This window comes from Prosthecomicrobium sp. N25 (assembly GCF_037203705.1).
Lineage (GTDB): Bacteria > Pseudomonadota > Alphaproteobacteria > Rhizobiales > Ancalomicrobiaceae > Prosthecodimorpha.
Map to the genome: position 1 here is coordinate 1941630 of NZ_JBBCAT010000001.1, position 19072 is coordinate 1960701.

Annotated in this window: 19 protein-coding genes; 6 read left to right on the forward strand and 13 right to left on the reverse strand. The window is 70.8% G+C overall.

All coding sequences use genetic code 11. From position 1 onward, the window contains the following. Nucleotides 1–46: 46 nt before the first annotated feature. From WBG79_RS08775 to WBG79_RS08825, 11 genes are all read right to left on the reverse strand, one after another. Nucleotides 47–472: a hypothetical protein gene (locus WBG79_RS08775; RefSeq protein WP_337356726.1), complete on the reverse strand. Its 426-nt coding sequence runs from the start codon at nucleotides 470–472 to the stop codon at nucleotides 47–49. Beyond that, nucleotides 469–2085 (reverse strand): phosphoenolpyruvate--protein phosphotransferase, encoded by a 1617-nt coding sequence (gene ptsP, locus WBG79_RS08780; RefSeq protein ID WP_337356727.1) that lies wholly within the window; start codon nucleotides 2083–2085, stop codon nucleotides 469–471. Before ptsP ends, WBG79_RS08775 begins: the two co-directional genes overlap by 4 nt. A 4-nt stretch (nucleotides 2086–2089) precedes the next feature. Beyond that, nucleotides 2090–2374, reverse strand: a complete 285-nt coding sequence (locus WBG79_RS08785; RefSeq protein ID WP_337356728.1) for an HPr family phosphocarrier protein — start codon at nucleotides 2372–2374, stop codon at nucleotides 2090–2092. Nucleotides 2375–2384: 10 nt separating this feature from the next. Beyond that, nucleotides 2385–2777 (reverse strand): dihydroxyacetone kinase phosphoryl donor subunit DhaM, encoded by a 393-nt coding sequence (dhaM, locus tag WBG79_RS08790; protein ID WP_337356729.1) that lies wholly within the window; start codon nucleotides 2775–2777, stop codon nucleotides 2385–2387. Then, entirely contained in the window at nucleotides 2774–3373 is a 600-nt protein-coding gene (dhaL, locus tag WBG79_RS08795; RefSeq protein ID WP_337356730.1) for a dihydroxyacetone kinase subunit DhaL, read from the reverse strand. Before dhaL ends, dhaM begins: the two co-directional genes overlap by 4 nt. Before the next feature lie 12 nt (nucleotides 3374–3385). Further along, nucleotides 3386–4396, reverse strand: coding sequence for an ABC transporter ATP-binding protein (locus tag WBG79_RS08800; RefSeq protein ID WP_337356731.1), 1011 nt, complete (start codon nucleotides 4394–4396; stop codon nucleotides 3386–3388). Next, on the reverse strand, nucleotides 4389–5498 hold the full coding sequence (locus tag WBG79_RS08805; protein WP_337356732.1) for an ABC transporter ATP-binding protein: 1110 nt from the start codon (nucleotides 5496–5498) through the stop codon (nucleotides 4389–4391). The genes WBG79_RS08800 and WBG79_RS08805 overlap by 8 nt, the downstream gene beginning before the upstream one ends. A 14-nt stretch (nucleotides 5499–5512) precedes the next feature. Further along, nucleotides 5513–5713 (reverse strand): hypothetical protein, encoded by a 201-nt coding sequence (locus tag WBG79_RS08810; protein ID WP_337356733.1) that lies wholly within the window; start codon nucleotides 5711–5713, stop codon nucleotides 5513–5515. Then, entirely contained in the window at nucleotides 5710–6657 is a 948-nt protein-coding gene (locus WBG79_RS08815; RefSeq protein ID WP_337356734.1) for a carbohydrate ABC transporter permease, read from the reverse strand. Before WBG79_RS08815 ends, WBG79_RS08810 begins: the two co-directional genes overlap by 4 nt. Next, on the reverse strand, nucleotides 6654–7613 hold the full coding sequence (locus tag WBG79_RS08820) for a carbohydrate ABC transporter permease (RefSeq protein WP_337356735.1): 960 nt from the start codon (nucleotides 7611–7613) through the stop codon (nucleotides 6654–6656). The genes WBG79_RS08815 and WBG79_RS08820 overlap by 4 nt, the downstream gene beginning before the upstream one ends. Before the next feature lie 357 nt (nucleotides 7614–7970). Continuing rightward, nucleotides 7971–9305 carry an ABC transporter substrate-binding protein gene (locus WBG79_RS08825; protein ID WP_337356736.1) on the reverse strand — a complete coding sequence of 445 codons (1335 nt, stop codon included), beginning with the start codon at nucleotides 9303–9305 and terminating at the stop codon, nucleotides 7971–7973. A gap of 354 nt (nucleotides 9306–9659) precedes the next feature. Here WBG79_RS08825 and WBG79_RS08830 point away from each other — a divergent pair, with 354 nt between their 5' ends. Continuing rightward, on the forward strand, nucleotides 9660–10166 hold the full coding sequence (locus tag WBG79_RS08830; protein ID WP_337356737.1) for a YciE/YciF ferroxidase family protein: 507 nt from the start codon (nucleotides 9660–9662) through the stop codon (nucleotides 10164–10166). Nucleotides 10167–10272: 106 nt separating this feature from the next. Further along, a complete protein-coding gene (locus WBG79_RS08835; protein ID WP_337356738.1) occupies nucleotides 10273–11244 on the forward strand; it encodes a mechanosensitive ion channel family protein in 972 nt (323 codons plus the stop codon). On the opposite strand, the gene WBG79_RS08840 is transcribed toward WBG79_RS08835, so the two are convergent. Further along, nucleotides 11219–12001 carry an SDR family NAD(P)-dependent oxidoreductase gene (locus WBG79_RS08840; protein WP_337356739.1) on the reverse strand — a complete coding sequence of 261 codons (783 nt, stop codon included), beginning with the start codon at nucleotides 11999–12001 and terminating at the stop codon, nucleotides 11219–11221. The two genes, WBG79_RS08835 and WBG79_RS08840, sit on opposite strands and share 26 nt — an antisense overlap. 277 nt (nucleotides 12002–12278) lie before the next feature. Between WBG79_RS08840 and fabI the strand changes: the two genes are divergently transcribed. Genes fabI through WBG79_RS08860 form a run of 4 tightly spaced genes read left to right on the forward strand, consistent with a single transcriptional unit; the run spans nucleotide 12279 to nucleotide 18084 of the window. Continuing rightward, nucleotides 12279–13049, forward strand: coding sequence for an enoyl-ACP reductase FabI (gene fabI, locus WBG79_RS08845; RefSeq protein WP_337356740.1), 771 nt, complete (start codon nucleotides 12279–12281; stop codon nucleotides 13047–13049). A gap of 20 nt (nucleotides 13050–13069) precedes the next feature. After that, nucleotides 13070–14491 carry a bifunctional enoyl-CoA hydratase/phosphate acetyltransferase gene (locus tag WBG79_RS08850; protein WP_337356741.1) on the forward strand — a complete coding sequence of 474 codons (1422 nt, stop codon included), beginning with the start codon at nucleotides 13070–13072 and terminating at the stop codon, nucleotides 14489–14491. Further along, nucleotides 14488–15696: an acetate/propionate family kinase gene (locus WBG79_RS08855; RefSeq protein WP_337356742.1), complete on the forward strand. Its 1209-nt coding sequence runs from the start codon at nucleotides 14488–14490 to the stop codon at nucleotides 15694–15696. Before WBG79_RS08850 ends, WBG79_RS08855 begins: the two co-directional genes overlap by 4 nt. Before the next feature lie 48 nt (nucleotides 15697–15744). Continuing rightward, entirely contained in the window at nucleotides 15745–18084 is a 2340-nt protein-coding gene (locus tag WBG79_RS08860) for a DUF3141 domain-containing protein (RefSeq protein WP_337356743.1), read from the forward strand. 18 nt (nucleotides 18085–18102) lie between these two features. Here WBG79_RS08860 and WBG79_RS08865 read toward each other — a convergent pair whose 3' ends face one another. Continuing rightward, the gene (locus WBG79_RS08865) at nucleotides 18103–19029 is read right to left on the reverse strand and encodes a 3-keto-5-aminohexanoate cleavage protein (protein WP_337356744.1); all 927 of its coding nucleotides are present in this window, start codon (nucleotides 19027–19029) and stop codon (nucleotides 18103–18105) included. Nucleotides 19030–19072: the final 43 nt, after the last annotated feature.

Below are 19072 nucleotides of genomic sequence, written 5' to 3' on the forward strand. Positions count from 1 at the left end.
CATCCTCCCTGGAGCGGTTGCCGGCCGGGCCGGCGCCGCCTCCTTCCTAGTCTTCCGCCAGTCCCGCGACGCGGGCCGCCAGATCGTGCAGCAGGTCGTCGAGAGCCTTGTTCTTCGCCGGGTCGCCGAGGTCCGGCACGCGCAGGCTGACGAGCCGGGTCTTCGGCGCATGATGGGCGAGCCGCGCCCGCCGCGGGTGCGCGGCCTCGTAGGCGGCCAGGAAGCGCGCCTTCTCGGCCGCCGAGAAATGGCAGATCTCCAGGATCGTCTCGATGTGGGCGACCGGGATCGGCGTCGGGTAGGCGGGGTTGGTGATCTGGCTGACGAAGCTCGGGTTGCGGCCGAGCGCCTCGGCGAGGCGCCGGCGCATGCCTGAGGGCCGCCGCTCCAGCACCTCGCGCAGCACGGTCTTGTAGGCCGCCACGCCGGTCGGGACCGGATCCTCCGCCTTGCGCCCGATGCCGTCCGTCATCGCCCGCCCCAGGCTCGCACGGCCGCCTTGGCGCGCGGCACCGAGGCCGCCCCCATGGAGAAGGAGCGCAACCCGGCCTCGAGCAGGGCGGGAATCGCGGTCGGGTCGCCGCCTGCGTCGCCGCAGAGGCTGAGCGGCACCTCCAACTCGTCCGCCGCCTCCGCGACGATCCGGATCAGGCGCAGAACGGCCGGCGCGAGCGGGTCGGCGAGGTCGGCGACCGCCGCGGTGTCCCGTCCGGCCGCCATCAGGTACTGGACCAGGTCGTTGGAGCCGATGGAGACGAAATCCGCGTCGAAGAGATCGAGCGCGAGGGCCGCCGCCGGGACCTCCACCATCATGCCGAGCCGGGGCTGGCCGCGCGGCACCCCGGCCCGGTCGAGCGCCTGCGCCTCCTCCTCCAGGAGCCGCCGGCATGCGTCGAGCTCGGCCGGGACGGTCACCATCGGGATCATGACCTGCAGCGGCCCGAGCGCCGCGGCGCGCAGCAGCGCGCGCAGCTGGACGCGGAACACCTCCGGGTGCGCCAGCGAGAGCCGGACGCCGCGCAGGCCGAGGAACGGATTGGTCTCGCGATCCGGGGTGTAGCCGGGAATCGGCTTGTCGCCGCCCGCGTCCAGCGTCCGGATGGTCACCGGGCGCCCGTCAGCCCATTCCAGGATGCGCGAATAGGCGTCGAACTGGGCCTCCTCGTCCGGCAGGGTGGCGAGCGTCCGCCCCTGCGCGAGGAACTCGGTCCGGACCAGCCCGATGCCGTCGGCGAGCCGGGGGTCGAGGCCGTTCAGGTCGTCCGGTCCGGCGATGTTGAGGAGGATCGACACCGGCTCGCCCGTTCGGGTGGACGCCGGTTCGAGCGCCAGCGTCCGGGCCTCCCGTTCCTCCTCGGTCCGGTGCGCGCGCAGCGAGGCGAAGCGCGAGCGCGCCGAGGAGTCCGGTCCGACCACGACCGTGCCGGCCTCCGCATCGAGCAGGACCTCCACCCCCTCCGGAACGCGGTCGACCGCGACACCGACCAGCATCGGGATCCCCCGCGCCCGGGCGAGGATCGCCGCATGCCCCGTGTGGCTGCCCTCCGCCAGGACGATGCCCTGGCCGATCCGCCAGGGGATTTCCAGAAATCGCGAGGGCGGCAGGTCGCGTGCGACCACGACCGCGTCGGCCGGCAGGTCCGTGGGGTCGTGCCTGGCCCCCGCCAGGTGCCGGAGCACGCGCACCCTGAGATCGTCGAGATCGGCGGACCGGGCGCGGAAATAATCGTCCTCGGCGGCCCGGTACCCCGCGATCTCGGCATCGAGCCGGTCGTTCCAGGCCCGGTCGGCCGGCCTGCCGGCCGCGACGGCGTCGAAGACCGGCCCGGTCAGCTCGTAGTCCTCCAGCAGGGCGATCTGGAATTCGAGGATCGCGACGGCCTCTTCGTCGTCCTGCGTCGAGGCGAGCCCGGCGAGGGCCAGGCCCGCGGCCGCGATGGCCGCCCGGAGCGCCTCGATCTCCTCCGCCTGCGTGCCCGGGACGCGGTCCTCCGTCCCGCCGTCGTGGAGGCGGACGGCCCAGCCCGCCGCATAGCCCGGCGCGGCGACGCGGCCCCTCAGCACGACCGGTCTCGGGTCTCCCATGGCCTCAGGCGTCCTCCTCGGCGAAGTCCGTCTCGACGAGCCGCACGAGCGCCGCCACCGCGGCCTCCGCGTCGTCGCCACGGGCTCGGAAATGCAGCACCGTGTCCTTCGGCGCCTTGGTGGCCATCACCCGGACGATGCTCTTGGCGTCGATCCACGGCCCCTCGGCGCTGGTGGCGAGCTCGATCTGTGCCGCGAAGCCCTTGGCGAGCTTGGTCAGCTTGACCGACGGGCGCGCGTGCAGCCCGACGTCGTGGAAGAGCAGGACGGAGGCGGAGGCAGTGGTCATCGGGTCCTCCTCAGGCGGGCGAGAGCTCTTCGGCGGTGCGGCGCACCTCCTCGAGGCTCGCGCCGCCCCAGGCTTCGGTCGCCGCCATCACGGCGCCCTCGACGATCGGCGCGTTGCATACCACCACGCGGTCGCGCCGCTCCTCGGGCAGGAGCTCGATCGCCATCTCGCTGTTCGATTCCGCGCCCCCGAGGTCGACCAGGATCGCGACGCCCCGGTCCGACCAGGCGTCGCCGATGGCGGCCATGATCCGCTCCACACTGGTCCCGAGCCCGCCGCCCGGGTCGCCGCCGGTCCAGGCGAGCGGCACGTCCGTGCCGACCATCTGGCGGACCATGTCCGCGGTGCCGCGCGCCACGTCGGGCGAATGGGACACGATGACGATCCCCACCTTGTCGTTCATGCCTTCGCCTCCAGGACGTCCAGGACCGCCTCGATCATGATCAGCGACGAGCGGGCGCCCGGGTCCATGTGCCCGATCGACCGGTCGCCCAGGAAGGAGGCCCGCCCGCGGATCGCCTTCATGGGAACCGTCGCCGCGGCGGCCTCCGCGGCGATCCGGCGGAGCTCGGCGAGCGGAGCGCCGGCCGAGAGCGCGTCGGAGACCGGCATCAGCACGTCCAGCATGGTCTTCTGCCCCCGATCCGACTTGCCGCGCGCCCGGACGGCTTCGATCGCCCGCGCGAAGGCCCGCGCGGCGACCGCCCGGTCCACGGGCCCGGGCAGTTCCTTGCCGAGCGTGATGAAGAGCGTCCCGTAGAGCGGGCCCGAGGCGCCGCCGACCTTCATGACGAGCTGCATGCCGGCCGCCTTGAGCGCCTCCCCCGGCGCCTGCGCGGCGATCTTGGGGAGTTCGGCCGCCACCGCCTCCATGCCGCGCTTCATGTTGACGCCGTGGTCGCCGTCGCCGATCGCCTGGTCGAGCGTGGTCAGTTCGTCCGCGGCCGCGACGATCCGGCTGGTGACGGCCTTGATCAGGGTCTCGAGAGTGTCGGACATTCTATTGCCTCTTCACACGAGTCGTCGGCCGTCGGCGCCGAAGCAGAGCGGGTCGACGAGCGCGACGTCGACCGCGTCGTCGCGGCCGAGTTCGGTGTCGGGGTCGACGAGCGCCACCAGCGTGTGGGCGCCGACCTCGACATGGATGTGGCTCTGGTCGCCCAGGTGCTCGATGCGCGCCACCCGGCCGCGCGCCTCACCGTTCGCCGCCGTCACCCGGATGTGCTCGGTGCGCGCCCCGATGGTGCGGGTCCCCTCGCTGAGGCGGTTGGCGGGCAGCAGGTCGGCCGGCAGCAGGTTGATGGACGGCTGGCCGAGGCGCTGGGCGACGTAGGTGTCCACGGGGCTTTCGTAGATCTCACGCGGCGTTCCGACCTGGACGAGACGACCCCGGTCGATCACGCCGATTCGGGTGGCGAGGGTCATGGCTTCGATCTGGTCGTGGGTCACGTAGAGGATCGTGGCGCCGAGGTCCATCTGGATCCGCTTCAGTTCGAGCCGCAGGTCGGCACGCAGCTTCGCGTCGAGCGACGACAGCGGCTCGTCCATCAGATAGACGGCCGGCCGCCGCACGAGCGCGCGGCCGATCGCCACGCGCTGCATCTGTCCGCCCGAGAGCTGCGTGGCGCGGTTGCCGAGCTTGTCCTCGATCTGCAGGAGGCGCGCCAGGTCCTTGACAATGCGCTCGATCTCCGGCTCCGGCACTCGCCGGGTCGGCGAGCGGAGCGGGAAGGCGAGGTTGTCGTAGACGGAGAGATGCGGATAGAGCGAGTATTGCTGGAACACGAAGGTCACGTCCCGCGTGGCCGGCGGTTCCGCCGTCACGTCGCGCCCCGCGATGGAAATCCGCCCGGCATCCGGCCGCTCCAGCCCGGCCACGAGCCGGAGCAGCGTGGTCTTGCCGGCCCCCGTCGGGCCGAGGATCACGACGAATTCCCCGTCCCCGACCGTCAGCGACAGGTCCGCCACCGCCTGCGTCGCACCGAACCGCTTGGAGACGCCCTCGAGCCGCACCTCAGCCATGCCGACGCCCTCCCGTGCCGGCGACCGTCCAGGCCGTCCTGAGCGCCCGCCCGCTCGCCCTGTCGAACACCGACAGCCGCTCGGGCCTGAAGGTCAGCCGCACCGCCTCGCCGACCGTCGCCCGCGCCGAGGCCGGCAGCCGCGCCCTGACCTTGCCGACCCGCGTCGTCACGGTGACGATCTGGGTGGTGCCGAGGTATTCCGAGCCGAACACCTCGCCGGCCAAACCCTCGCCGTCCGACAGGACGACCTGCTCCGGCCGGACCCCGAGCACGAGGTCCCGGCTCGCGCTGCCGTCGAGGAGCGCCGGGATCGCCACGGACACGCCGTCGACGACGAGGCGCGTGGCGCCCGCCGCCGCCGGACCCGCCGCGGGCAGCAGGTTCATGGGCGGCGAGCCGATGAAGTCGGCGACGAAGAGCGTCGCCGGGCGGCCGTAGATCTCGTGCGGCGTGTCGAACTGCTCGATCAGGCCGCGGTTCATGACGGCGATCTTGTCGGCCATCGCCATCGCCTCGAGCTGGTCGTGGGTGACGTAGATGGTCGTCGCCCCGAGCCGGTCGTGGAGGGCGCGCAGCTCCGTGATCATCGCCTCCCGCAATTCGGTGTCGAGCGCGCCGAGGGGCTCGTCCATCAGGAAGGCCTTGGGATCGCGGACGATCGCCCGGCCGAGCGCCACCCGCTGGCGGTCGCCGCCCGACAGGCCCGAGACCGACCGGTCGAGCAGGTCGGCGATGCGCAGCGTGCGCGCCGCCTCCTCCACGCGCGCCTTGATCTCGGCCTTCGGCACGCCCTGGTTCTTCAAGGGGTAGGCGATGTTCTGGCGCACGTTCATGTGCGGGTAGAGCGCGAAGAGCTGGAACACGAAGGCGATGTCGCGCGCCGAGGCCCTGAGCTGCGTGACCGTCTCGCCCCCGAGCCGGATCGCCCCGGAGGTCGGCAGTTCCAGGCCGGCGATCATCCTGAGCGTGGTGGTCTTGCCGCAGCCCGACGGCCCGAGCATGACGAAGAACTCGCCGTTCTCCACCGTGAAGGTCGAATCCTTCACGGCGACGAAGTCGCCGAAGGACTTGTGCAGGTTCTCCACGCGGATCTCGGCCACCGTGCCACTCCCCCTTAGGCCGGGAACTTCGAGCCGACCACGAACAGCGCCGTACCGGCGAGCGTGACCGCGAAGGAATAGGTGTAGAGCGTGAGCGAGAACGGCTGCATCAGCATGAACACGCCCGCGACGATCAGGATTGTGGCGAGGGTCTCGGCGACCCCGCGCGGCGAGACGCGGCGGCGGGGCGGGCGAGGTGACGGGTTCGGGCTCATTTGCGGACCGCCCCGAAGGTGATGCCGCGCAGCAGGTGCTTCCGGAGCAGGATCGTGAAGACCACGATCGGGATCAGGAAGATGGTCGTGCCTGCCGCGACGGCGGGCCAGTCCTGGCCGCCCTCGCCGATGATGATGGGGATGAAGGGCGGCGCGGTCTGCGCCTCGCCGGAGGTGAGCAGCACCGCGAAGGCGTATTCGTTCCAGGCGAAGATCATGCAGAAGATCGCGGTGGCGGCGATGCCGGTGGCCGCCTGCGGCAGCACCACCTTGGCGAAGGCCTGCAGCCGCGTGTAGCCGTCGATCATGGCCGCCTCCTCGTACTCGCGCGGGATCTCGTCGATGAAGCCCTTGAGGAGCCAGACGGCGAGCGACACGTTGACGGCCGTGTAGAGCAGGATCATGCCGAGCCGCGTGTCGGACAGGCCGAGCTCGCGGTACATGAGGTAGATCGGGATCGCCACCGCGATCGGCGGCATCATCCGGGTCGACAGGATGAAGAAGAGCAGGTCGTCGGCGAGCGGCACCCGGAAGCGCGAGAAGCCGTAGGCCGCCATCGTGCCCAGCGCCACCGCGAGCACCGTCGAGCCGAACGCGATCACCACCGAGTTCCAGAAGCGCGGCAGGTAGTTGGACGGCCCGGCCACCGCCATGTTGCGCTCCCGCGCGATCTCCTCGCAGCGCCCCTGCGCCGGCGGCAGCGAGCGGATGTACTCCTCCGTCTGCCGCGAGCGCGTGGTGAAGAGGTTGCAGAAGCCCTCGAGCGACGGCGTGAACACGATCTTGGGCGGATACGAGATCGAATCCGGCGGCGTCTTGAGCGCGGTCAGGAAGATCCAGACGAGCGGGATCATGGTGAGGAGCGCGTAGGCGACGACCAGCGTCCCGGCGATCGCCTTGGTGCGCGCCGTGGGCTCGACGACGGAATGGGCGGACGTGCTCATCGGCTCTTCACCCGGTTGAGCGCCTTCACGTAGATGTTGGCGAGGCCGAAGACGGTGACGAAGAGGATGATGGCGAAGGCCGAGGAATAGCCCGTCCGCCACTTCTCGAAGGCTTCCCGCTTCAAGGTGATCGAGGCGACCTCCGTGGTCGAGCCCGGCCCGCCCGAGGTGAGCAGGTTGACCATGTCGAACATCTTGAAGTTCTCGATGCCGCGGAACAGCACCGCCAGCATGATGAAGGGCAACGCCATCGGCAGCGTGATCGTCCAGAACTGGCGCCACGGCGAGGCGCGGTCCACCTCGGCCGCCTCGTAGATGTAGTCGGGGATCGAGCGCAGCCCGGCGAGGCAGATCAGGATCACGTAGGGCGTCCACATCCAGGTGTCGACGACGACGATGGACCAGGGCGCCAGGCTGACCGAGCCGAGCATCTCGAAGGAGGAGGGCGGCACGCCGGTCACGGCCGAGATGCCGTAGTTGAACAGCCCGATCTGCGGCTGGTACAGGAAGCGCCAGAAGTTCCCGACGACCGCCGGCGACAGCATCATCGGAACCAGGATCACGGTCGTCCAGAAGCCGTGCCCGCGGAACTTGCGGTCGATCAGCCAGGCGAGCGAGAAGCCGAGCACCGTCTGGATCAGGATCGTCCAGATGACGAAATGCGCCGTCGCCTGCATGGGCTGCCAGACTTCCGGGTCGGTCAGGATCGACACGTAGTTGTCGATGCCGACGTCGCGGACCAGCGCATTCGGCCGATTGGCGCGGTAGTTCGTGAAGGACAGCCGGATCGTCCAGATCAGCGGAAAGATGTTGATCGCGAGCAGGAGCAGGATGGTCGGCGCGATGAAGATCCAGGCGATCGCCCGGTCCGACAGGCCGCGCACGCGGCGAGCGAGGCCCGCGGGTGTGGCAACAGCCGCGCGGTCGATGAGGTTCGGCTGCAGGGATTGGTTCATGGCACGCCGATCCGAAATTCGGTGAGGCGAAGGCGGTCCGGAATTCCGGCCGCCCCCCATCCGCATCCCCGGACAAGGCCGCGCAGCGGCCGCAGATCCTGGGCCCAGGCCGTGCCGGCCGCGAGGCGGTGCCGCCCCGGAGGCGCCGGCTCCCGGCTCTCCGCTCCGCTTCGGCCGGGACTGCGGGGGGAGGGGTATCGCTCTATTGGGGCGCCGGGCACGCGGGCGCCTCCCGCGGCGGCTCGGCAGAGGTGCGGTCCCCACATCGTCGCTGACCGGAGTTGGAAGGGCTGCAGGATGGCCCGGATGTATCGGACCCGCCCGCGGCTGGGAGACCGCGGGCGGGCGCGGGCGACGTCAGAGCTTGCCGTCGTCCTTGAAGACCTTGGTCCAGTCCTTGACGAGCGCGTCGAGGGCCTCCTTGGCGGTGCCCTTGTCGGCGACCACGTAGTCATGGACGCGCTTCTGCTGGGCGAGCAGCAGCTGCGCGTAGGACGGGTCGGCCCAGAAGTCCTTGACCTCGCCCATGGCCTTCAGGAAGTCGGCCGCGAAGGGGGCGGAGGCGGCGAAGGACGGATCGTTCAGAACGCCCTTGTGGCACGTGTAGCCGCCGAGGGCCCACCACTTCTTCTGGACGTCCAGCGAAGCGAACCACTTGATGTACTGCAGCGCCTCGGTCTTGTTCGGCGAGTAGCTGACCACCGAGATGCCCTGGCCGCCGAGCTGAGAGGCCGAGACCTTCTCGCCCGGGTTCACGAAAAAGCCGATCTTCGAGCCGCCGACCTTCTCGTCCTTGTAGAGGCCCGGGAAGAAGGCGAACCAGTTCATCTGCATGGCGACCTGGCCGGACTTGAAGGCGTCGAGACCCTCCTGCATGTAGGCGTCCGTGTAGCCCGGCGGCGTGCAGCACTTGTAGAGCGACTTGTAGAACTCCAGGCCCTTGACCGCGTCGGGCCCGTTGACGAAGCCTTCCATCGCGTAGGGCTTCTTCGGATCCTGGTACTGGAAGCCGAAGGTGTAGAGCGCGTTGTTGACGCCCATCGTGATGCCTTCCGAGCCGCGCTCGGTGAAGATCGCGGCGCCATAGACCTTCTTGCCGTCGATCTCGCGGCCCTGGAAGAACTCGGCGATCTGCTTCAGCTCGGTCTGCGTCTTCGGCGGCGCGAGGTCGCGATCGTACTTCTGCTTGAACGCGGCCTTGATCTCCGGCTTCTCGAACCAGTCCTTGCGGTAGGTCCAGCCGAGCGCGTCGCCCATGGCCGGCAGCGCCCAGTAGTTCGGCGTGCCCTTGGGCCATTCCGCGTAGCCGGTCACGGTCGCCGGCATGAAGTCGTCGATCTTGATGCCTTCCTTGGCGAAGAAGTCGTTGAGCTTCACATAGTGGCCGTTTTCGGCCGACCCGCCGATCCACTGGCTGTCGCCGATCAGCAGGTCGCAGAGGCGGCCCTTGGAATTGAGCTCGTTCAGCATGCGGTCGGCGAAGTTCGGCCAGGGCACGAACTCGAACTTCATGTTGACGCCGCTCTTGGCGGTGAAGTCCTTGGACAGCTCGACGAGCGCGTTGGCCGGGTCCCAGGCCGCCCAGCAGAGGGTGATCGTCTTGCCCTGGGCGGTGGCCGGCGCCGTCGAGAGCGTGGTAGCGGCCAGCAGGGCGGCGGTCGCGAGACCCGCCGAGGCGAAGAACTTCCGCATGCGATGTCCTCCCTTGTTCGCGTGCTCCATCGTCCCGCGCGGCCGGGCCGTCAGCCCTCCGCCGGTCGACAGACACGCACCGTCCCGTCGCGCTTCTCCTCCCGAGAAGCCCGTGGAATCCGCCGAATTGTGTTGGAGGCGAGCGCCTCCTCCCGTGCCGCCCTCGTGTCGGGGCGTTTAGTGATCGAGTTTAGTGAAACCCACTTCGCTAAACTTTGCAAGCGTGGATTCGTGACCACGCGATTGCTGCCTCCGCGCGCTTTCGGGGGAACGACGGCGCCGCCCGGGCGTTCAGGAAGGAGCCGCCGGACGACGCTCCGGCACGATCCCCCATGAAACAGAGAGGAGGAGCCGATGGGTCTCTTCGCCAAGGACATCGCCACGATGGACGACCTCTTCGTCCACCAGCTCAAGGACATCTACTACGCCGAGAAGCGCATCACGAAGTCGCTTCCGACGATGATCGAGAAGGCCACCTCGCCCGAGCTGAAGCAGGGCTTCCAGAAGCATCTCGGCGAGACGGAGAACCACGTCCGCCGCCTCGAGCAGGTCTTCCGCATGCACGGCGTCGAGCCGGCCGCGGTCACCTGCGCGGCGATCGACGGCATCCTCGAGGAGGCCGACGAGGTCGCCGGCGAGGTGAAGGACAAGGAGGTCCTGGACGCCGCGCTGGCGGCGGCCGCGCAGGCCGTGGAGCACTACGAGATCACCCGCTACGGCACCCTGATCGCCTGGGCGCGCGAACTCGGCCGCAGCGATTGCGCGGACGTGCTGAAGCAGACCCTCGACGAGGAAAAGGCGACCGACGCCAAGCTGACCCAGCTCGCCGAGAGCCGGATCAACCGCAAGGCCGCCGCCTGACCTCATGACGCGCGCGGGGCGCGCCCCATCCGGGGTGCCCCCGTCCGCCGCGTGACGGCCCGTCCCGCCCGCGCTTCCCGGCGCGCCGCCCCGGACCCCCGATGCCATGAACGTCGCCGAAGCCATCCAGCCGGCCCTCGACAAGATCGAGGCGATGATCCGGGGCTTCTTCTGGGTCCTGCCCAACCTCGCCATCGCGGCGGTGGTGCTGGCCGCCTTCTGGGGCGCGTCCTGGGTGGCGCGCCGGTCCGTGGCAGGCGTGTTGCACCGGCGCGGGCGCGAGGACTTCGGCCTCCTCCTCGGCGGTTTCGCCCGCTGGGGCATGATCCTGTTCGGCGTGCTGGTCGCCGCCACCGTCGTCTTCCCCTCGATCAGCCCCGCGAACCTCCTGTCGACGCTCGGCATCGGCTCGGTCGCGCTCGGCTTCGCCTTCAAGGACATTTTGCAGAACTGGCTGTCGGGCCTCCTGATCCTCTACCGCCAGCCCTTCCGGGCCGGAGACCAGATCCGCTCCGGCGAGTTCGAGGGCACGGTCGAGCACATCGAGGCGCGCGCCACCCTGATCCGCACCTACGACGGCCAGCGCGTCGTCATCCCCAACGCCGACATCTACACCCGGGCCGTCACGGTCCGCACCGCCTTCGAGACGCGCCGCAGCGAGATCGAGGTCGGCATCGGCTATGGCGACGACGTGGAACGCGCCCGGCAGGTGATCCTGGACGCGATCGGCCGGGTCGACGGCGTCGAGCCCAAGCCGGCGCCGGACGCCATTCCCTGGGAGCTCTCCGGCTCGACCGTCAACCTGCGGGTCCGCTGGTGGTCCCGGTCCAAGCGGTCGGACGTGGTCGCCTCGCGCGGCCGGGTGCTCGCCGCCGTAAAGGCAGCCCTGACCGAGGCCGGAATCGACCTGCCGTTCCCGACCCGCACCGTCCTGCTCCACGACCAGACCGAGCCCGCCGACCGCGACCGCCGCCGCCACCGCGAGGGCTGGCCGCCGGCCGCCGGGTCGCCGCCGGAGCCCGGCCCCGAGGCGCACCGGGCCGACGACCGCGTCACGGCATCAGCTGCCCGCCGTTGACCTCCAGCACCTGGCCCGTCACGTAGCTCGACAGCATCGGCGAGGCGAGGAACAGGTAAGCGCCGACGCAGTCCTCCGGCACGCCCGCCCGCCCCATCGGCACGCTCGCCACCATGGCCTTCATGTGCTCCGGGGTCGAGTAGCGCTCGTGGAACGGGGTCGTGATCACGCCCGGCGCGACCGCGTTCACCCGGATCCCGGAGCCGACCAGTTCCTTGGCGAGCCCGCGCGTCAGATTGCTCACGAAGGCCTTGGCGGCCGCGTAGAACACCGCCCCGTTGCCGCCGCCGTTGCGGGCCGCGATCGACGAGGTGTTGATGATCGACCCGCCGCCGCGCGCCCGGATGTGGGGGATCGCCGCCCGGCTGGCCGCCACCACCTGGCGAACGTTGAGGTCCATCACCGCGTCGTAGATAGCCTCGTCGGAGTCCGCGATCGGCACCCGCTTCACGAGCGCGCCCGCGTTGTTGACGAGGATGTCGAGGCCGCCGAACTGCGCCGCCGCCGCCTCCACCACCCGCGCCGCCTCGCCCGTCCGCCCGAGGTCCCCGTGGATCGCCACGGCCTCGCCCCCGGCGCCGCGGATGTCCGCGACGATCGCCGAGGCGGCCTCCGCGCTCGCGTTGTAGTGGACGCCCACGCGCGCGCCCTGCGCCGCGAAGGCCCGCGCCACGGCGGCGCCGATGCCGGTGGAGGCCCCGGTGACGAGACATGCCCGGCCGGCGAGGTCGGGGATCTTCAGGCCGTCGAAACTCATGGTCGCCCTCATGCTCGAATTCGGATGCGTAGCCCGGCAGTCTAGCCGCCCCGCTCCCATTTGTCCGAGGTTTCCGCAACCGCAGGCGATCCCATGCCGGGGCGAGATCGATAAAATTTGAGCGGTCTCTACGCAATCATAGTTGTTGGAGAGATATTGGATCGTTTTAGCTCGCGCATCCTAAGTGCGACTACATATTCATCGTGTCACAGAGTCTTAAACCGACGTCCGTATTGTCGAGCCTCAAGAAGAGCAGAGCAAAGCCAGTGGGGACGTCATGACACTGTTCGACCTTTCGGGCCGGCGCGCCCTCGTCGTCGGCATCGCCAACGATCATTCCATAGCGTACGGCGTGGCGCGGGCGTTGCGGCAGGCCGGCGCGGACCTCGCCGTGACATATCTCAACGCCCGGGCGGAGCCGCACGTGCGCCCGCTCGCCGAGGCGCTCGGCGCCGGGATCGTGATGCCGCTCGACGTGGCGGACGCGGAGCAGGAGGCGGCCCTCTTCGGCCGCATCGCCGACCAGTGGGGCCGCCTCGACGTCTTCGTCCACTCGATCGCCTTCGCGCCCCGCGACGACCTGCACGGCCGCGTGGTCGACACGACCGCGGCCGGCTTCGGCCAGGCCATGGACGTCTCCGTCCATTCCTTCCTGCGCCTGGCACGCCGGGCCGAGCCGCTGATGACCGAGGGCGGCACCTGCATGACGATGAGCTTCTACGGCGCCGAGAAGGTCGTCTCGACCTACAACGTGATGGGCCCCGTGAAGGCCGCCCTCGAGGCGACCGTCCGGGAGCTCGCCACCGAGCTCGGCCCGAAGGACATCACGGTCAACACGCTGTCGCCGGGCACGATCGCGACCCGCGCCGCCGGCGGCCTCGACCACTTCGACGAGATGCTGCAGGAGGCCGCCGCGCGCGCGCCCATGCGCCGCCTCGCCACCATCGACGACGTCGGCGCCGCCGCGGTGTTCCTCGCCGGCCCGGGCGCCCGCAACATCACCGGCTCGACGCTCCACATCGACGCCGGCTTCCACGTCACGGCCTGACGAACCCCGGGGGATTCTCAATGTCCGATCTCATCCGCAACACCACCTGGGACGACCTGCGCGTCGGCGCCTGGGCCGCTCTCGACCGGGTCTGCACGCCGCAGGACCTGCTCCTCTTCGCCCATGTCTCCGGCAACCTGAACCCGCTCGTCGTCCCGTCCGACGGCGAGCCCAAGGATCCGACCGTGGTGGCGCCCTCCATGTGGGTCGGCTCGATCATCTCCTCGGTGCTCGGCAACGTCCTGCCCGGCCCCGGCACCCTCTACCGGATGCAGACACTGCGCTTCTCGCGCCGGGTCGCGATCGGCGAGCGGCTGATGGTGATGGTCACCTGCGTCGCCAAGGGCGACTGCCCCAAGGCGGTCTTCGAGACCCTCGTCGTCGACGCCGAGGGCGCGACCGTCTGCGAGGGCCTCGCGGAAGTGGACGCCCCGACCGTGCCGGTCGCGATGCCGGCCCGCGAGCTGCCGCACTTCCATCTCGACCACAAGGACCATTTCGCCCGACTGCTCGCCGCCGCGAAGGCGCGCCCCGCGATGCCGACCGCCGTGGTCTGCCCCGACGACCGCAACGCCCTCGGCGGCGCGCTCCTCGCCCGCGACGAGGGCCTGATCGAGCCCGTGCTGATCGGCGACCTCGAGGCGATCCGCCGGGCCGCGGCCGAGCGGGGCACCGACCTCGCCGGCATCCGCCTCGTCGCCGCCGAGGACCACCGCGACGCTGCCCGCCGGGCCGTCGCCATGGCGGCCGCCGGCGAGGTCGCCGCCATCATGAAGGGCAACCTTCATTCCGACGAGCTGCTCGCCGAGGTCGTCCGCAAGGACGCGGGCCTGCGCGGGACGCGGCGCCTCAGCCACGTCTTCGTCATGAGCGTGCCCTCGCTCGACCACCCGCTCTTCATCTCGGACGCTGCGCTCAACATCGCCCCGGACCTCGTCACCAAGGTCGACATCGTCCAGAACGCCATCGACCTGGCGATCGCCTGCGGGGTCGAGCGCCCGCGCGTCGGCGTCCTCGCCGCGGTCGAGACGGTCAACGTCAACATGCCGTCGACCCTCGATGCCGCGGCCCTCTCCAAGATGGCCGAGCGCGGCCAGATCCGGGGCGGCCTCGTCGACGGCCCGCTCGCCATGGACAACGCTGTCGACCTGGAGGCCGCCCGCACCAAGGGCATCGCCTCGCTGGTCGCCGGCCGGGCCGACGTGCTGGTGGTGCCGAACCTCGAGGCCGGCAACATGCTCGCCAAGGAGCTGACCTTCGTGGCCCGGGCGGACGCCGCCGGCCTCGTCGTCGGGGCGCGCGTGCCGATCATCCTGACGAGCCGCGCCGACAACGACCGCGCCCGGGTCGCCTCCTGTGCGCTCGCCCAGCTCCACGACGCCTGGCGGCGGTCCGGCACGAGCCTGTTCGCCGCCGCGCCCCTCCTGGCCGCCGCGGAGTGACGACCGTAGCCGAGTGCCTCCTGACCCTCAACGCGGGCTCCTCCTCGATCAAGTTCGCGCTCTTCGCCGCCGCCGGCGGGGAGCCCGCGCCGCTCGCGGCCGGCCAGGTCGAGGGGCTCGGCACCGCCCCCGTCTTCAAGGTTCGCCGGTCCGCCGCCCCCGGGCCGGTCGCGGTGCCGCTCCAGGCGGAGGGGCCGATGTCCCACCGGGCCGCGCTCTCCGTGATCCTCGCCTGGATCGAGGCCACCTGCCCGGACGCTCGGATCGGCGCCGTCGGCCACCGGGTGGTTCACGGCGGCAGCCGCTTCGAGGCGCCGGTGGCCGTGGACGAGGGCGTCCTGGCCGCGCTCGAGGCCTATGTCCCGCTCGCCCCCCTGCATCAGCCGCACAACCTGTCGGGCATCCGCGCCGCCCAGGCGGCCTTTCCGGCTGCCCTGCAGGTCGCCTGCTTCGACACGGCGTTCCATCGCGGCCACCCCTACGTGGCCGATACCTTCGCGCTGCCGCGCTCGCTCTACGACGAGGGCCTGCGCCGCTACGGCTTCCACGGGCTCTCCTACGAGTATGTCGCCCGCCGTCTCGCCGAGGACCACCCCGCCCTCGCGGCCGGCAAGGTGGTCGTCGCCCATCTCGGCAATGGCGCCTCCATGTGCGCCCTGAACGCAGGGCGCTCGGTCGCCTCCACGATGGGCTTCACGGCCCTCGACGGCCTGCCCATGGGCACCCGCTGCGGCCAGCTCGACCCGGGCGCCGTCCTCTACCTCATGCAGGAGAAGGGGATGACCGCCCAGGAGATCTCCGACCTCCTCTACAACCGCTCCGGCCTCAAGGGCCTGTCGGGCGTGTCGAGCGACATGCGCGACCTCGAGGCCTGCGACCGCCCCCAGGCCCGCCGGGCCATCGCCTATTTCGTCGACCGTATCCGCCACGAGCTCGGCGGCCTCGCCGCCGCGCTGTCCGGCCTGGACGCGCTCGTCTTCACCGGCGGCATCGGCGAGAACGCCTTCCGGGTGCGCGAGGCGGTGACCGCCGGCATGGACTGGCTCGGCATCGTCGTCGACCGCGACGCCAACGCCGGGAACGCCACCGTCGTCTCCACCCCCTGGAGCCGGGTCCAGGTCCTCGTCCTGCCGACCGACGAGGAGGCCATGATCGCCCGCCATACCCTCGCGGCGGTCGCCGCCCGCAGTCCTGTCGCCGCCTGAGATCCGCGCGGGCGCTCGACGCTCCCTGCCAACCAAGCGAGAGTCCCCATGACGCCGTCCTTCTTCACCGCTCCCTCGGATCAGGCGGTCGCCGGGGCCACGGCCCTGTCCGACCAGATGGACCTGATGGGCCAGGCGGCCGCCCGGCACGCCGAACGCCTCGGCCATGGCCATGCGGAACGGGCCCGGGAGTGGTTCCGGCGCGGGCAGGCGGTCATGGCGCGGCTCGGCGGCGCGGCCGCGGCCGGCACCCTGCCGGACCTCATCGCCGCCTATGCCCGCGACGCCGCCGAGCGCGGGGTCCTCACCCTCGATGCGCTGCGCGAGCGCGGCAACAACGACATCGCCCACCAGGCCGAGGGCACGCCGCCGGTGCTGGTCTACGACTACGAGACGGTCGTGGACGGCGCCGGGCTCCGCCGGCCGGTCAACTACATGCTGCTGCGGATCCTGCCGCCGGCGGGCGTCGAGGTGAACGACCGCAAGCGGCCCTACGTCATCATCGACCCACGCGCCGGTCACGGCGCCGGCATCGGCGGCTTCAAGGCCGACAGCCAGGTGGGAGTGGCGCTCCACGCCGGCCACCCGGTCTATTTCGTCGCCTTCCGGCCCCATCCGGAGCCCGGCCAGACGCTCGCCGACGTGACCTTCGCGGAGGGCGAGTTCATCCGCACCATCGCGCGCCGCCACCCGGATTCGCCCAAGCCCATCGTGGTCGGCAATTGCCAGGGCGGCTGGGCGACCCTGCTCCTGGCCGCCACCAACCCGGACCTCACCGGGCCGCTGGTCATCAACGGCGCCCCTGTGGCGACATGGTCGGGCCGCATCGGCGAGAGCCCGATGCGATACAACGGCGGCCTGCTCGGCGGCGTGCTGCCGGCGCTCGTGCTGTCCGACCTTGGTGGCGGCGAGTTCGACGGCGCCCACCTCGTCTCGAACTTCGAGATGCTGAACCCCGCCCGAAACTACTTCGGGAAGTACTACGACCTCTATGCCGACGTCGACGGCGCGCGCGAGAAATTCCTGGAGTTCGAGCGCTGGTGGGGCGGCTACCACTTCATGAACGAGGCCGAGATCCACTGGATCGTCGAACAGCTCTTCGTCGGCAACCGGCTCGCCCGCGGCGAGGCCCGGCTCGAGCGCGGCCGCCCGGTCGACATCCGGCAGATCCGCTCGCCCATCATCGTCTTCGCCAGCCGCGGCGACAACATCACCCCGCCCCAGCAGGCCCTGAACTGGATCGCCGACGCCTACGCGGACGAGCACGAGATCAAGATCCGCGGCCAGCGCATTGTCTACATGGTGCACGACAAGGTCGGTCACCTCGGCATCTTCGTCTCCTCGTCGATCGCCCGGCGCGAGCACACCGAGGTGACGTCGACCCTGCAGACCATCGAGGCGCTCGCCCCCGGCCTTTACGAGATGCGCATCGACGACCAGGTCGGCGAGGGGATCCACGCGCATTTCACGGTCAGCTTCCACGAGCGCCGCATGGAGGACGTCCGGCACATCGACGGAAGCCATCGCCGCGAGGAGGTCGCCTTCGCGGCGGTCGACCGGCTGAGCCGGCTCGGCGCGGAGGTCTACGACATGGCGCTGCGCCCGGCGCGGCGCGCCGCCGTCACCCCGGTCTCCGTCGAGGCCTTCCGCGAACTGCATCCCGGCCGCGTCGGGCGACTCGCCTTCTCGGACCGCAACCCGCTCGTCGGCCCGGTGGCGGCGGCGGCCGACCGGATCCGGGCGGAGCGCAAGCCCGTGCCGGCCGACCATCCCGTCCGCCAGATGGAACGGCTCTGGGCCGACGCCGTCGAGCAGTCGCTCGACCTCATGAGGGACGTCCGCGATGCGTGGTTCGAACTCGCCTTCCTCGGCCTGCACATGTCGCCCGTCATGCAGATGCTCGGCCGCTCGCACAATCTCGAACGCACCCGTGCGGATTCGCGTGAGCTCCACCGCCTGCCCGAGGTCCAGACCATCCTCGCCGGCATCGAGCGCGGCGGCCTCGCGGAAGGCGTGATCCGCATGCTGGTCCTGCTGGCGCACGCCCGCGGATCGGTCCGTCGCGACCGGCTGGAGCGCTCCTCCGAGGTCATGAGCCGGCAGGAGCCCTTCACCACGCTGGGACCCCAGGAGCGGGTCATGATCATCCACGAGCAGACCGTCATCGTGGAGTTCGAGCGCGCCCGGGCGATCGAGACCCTGCCGAAGCTCATCCGCACCCCGGCCGAGCGGCGGCGCGCCCTCCAGCTCGTGGACTACATCGCCGGGCCGGCGGCCGAGATGGAGCCGCACACGGTCGAGACCCTGGCGGCCATGCGCGAGGCGCTGAAGCGCAAGACGCTGGAGGTGGTCGCGCCCCCGGCCGGCAAAACCGGAACTGCCGCCTGATGTTCCTGAACGGCCGGGTCAGAAGCCGACCCGGTCGCCGCCCTTGAGCTCGAGGATGCCGCGGGCCTCCGCCGGCGTGGCGACCTCGAGCCCCAGCCCCTCGATGATCTGGCGCACCTGGCGCACCTGGGCGGCGTTGGACCCGGCGAGGCGGCCCGGGCCGAGCCAGAGCGAGTCCTCGAGCCCCACCCGCACGTTGCCCCCCATCGAAGCCGCCATGGCGGCAATCGGCAGCTGGTGCCGCCCCGCGCCGAGCACCGACCAGCGGTAGTTCGAGCCGAACAGCCGGTCCGCCGTCCGCTTCATGTGGGCGACGTCCTCGGGGTGCGGGCCGATCCCGCCCAGGATGCCGAACACGCTCTGCACGAAGAAGGGCGGCTTCACGACCCCGCGGTCGGCGAAATGGGCGAGTGTGTAGAGATGGCCGATGTCGTAGCACTCGATCTCGAAGCGGGTGCCGTTCTCCGCGCAGGTGGTCAGGATGTACTCGATGTCCGTAAAGGTGTTCTTGAAGATCCGCTCGCGCGAGGTCTCCAGATACTCCCGCTCCCAGGCGTGCCGGAAGTCATTGAAGCGCTCGAGCATCGGATAGAGCCCGAAGTTCATCGAACCCATGTTGAGCGAGGCCACCTCCGGCTTGAAGGTCGCCGCCGGCCGCACCCGCTCCTCGATCGTCATGGTGGCGGCGCCGCCCGTCGTCAGGTTCACGACCACGTCGCTCGCCTGCTTGATGCGCGACAGGAACGGCGCAAAGGCCTCAGGGGTCTGGTCGGGTCGCCCGTCGACCGGGTTGCGCGCATGCAGGTGCACGATCGCGGCGCCGGCCTCCGCGGCCCCGATCGCGGCCTCGGCGATCTCCTCGGGCGTCACCGGCAGGTGCGGCGACATGGATGGCGTGTGGATCGACCCCGTGACGGCGCAGGTGATGACGACTTTGCGGGACATGGCAGCTCCTCGTCGGCTCGCCCGTTGTTAGCGCGGCCGGGCG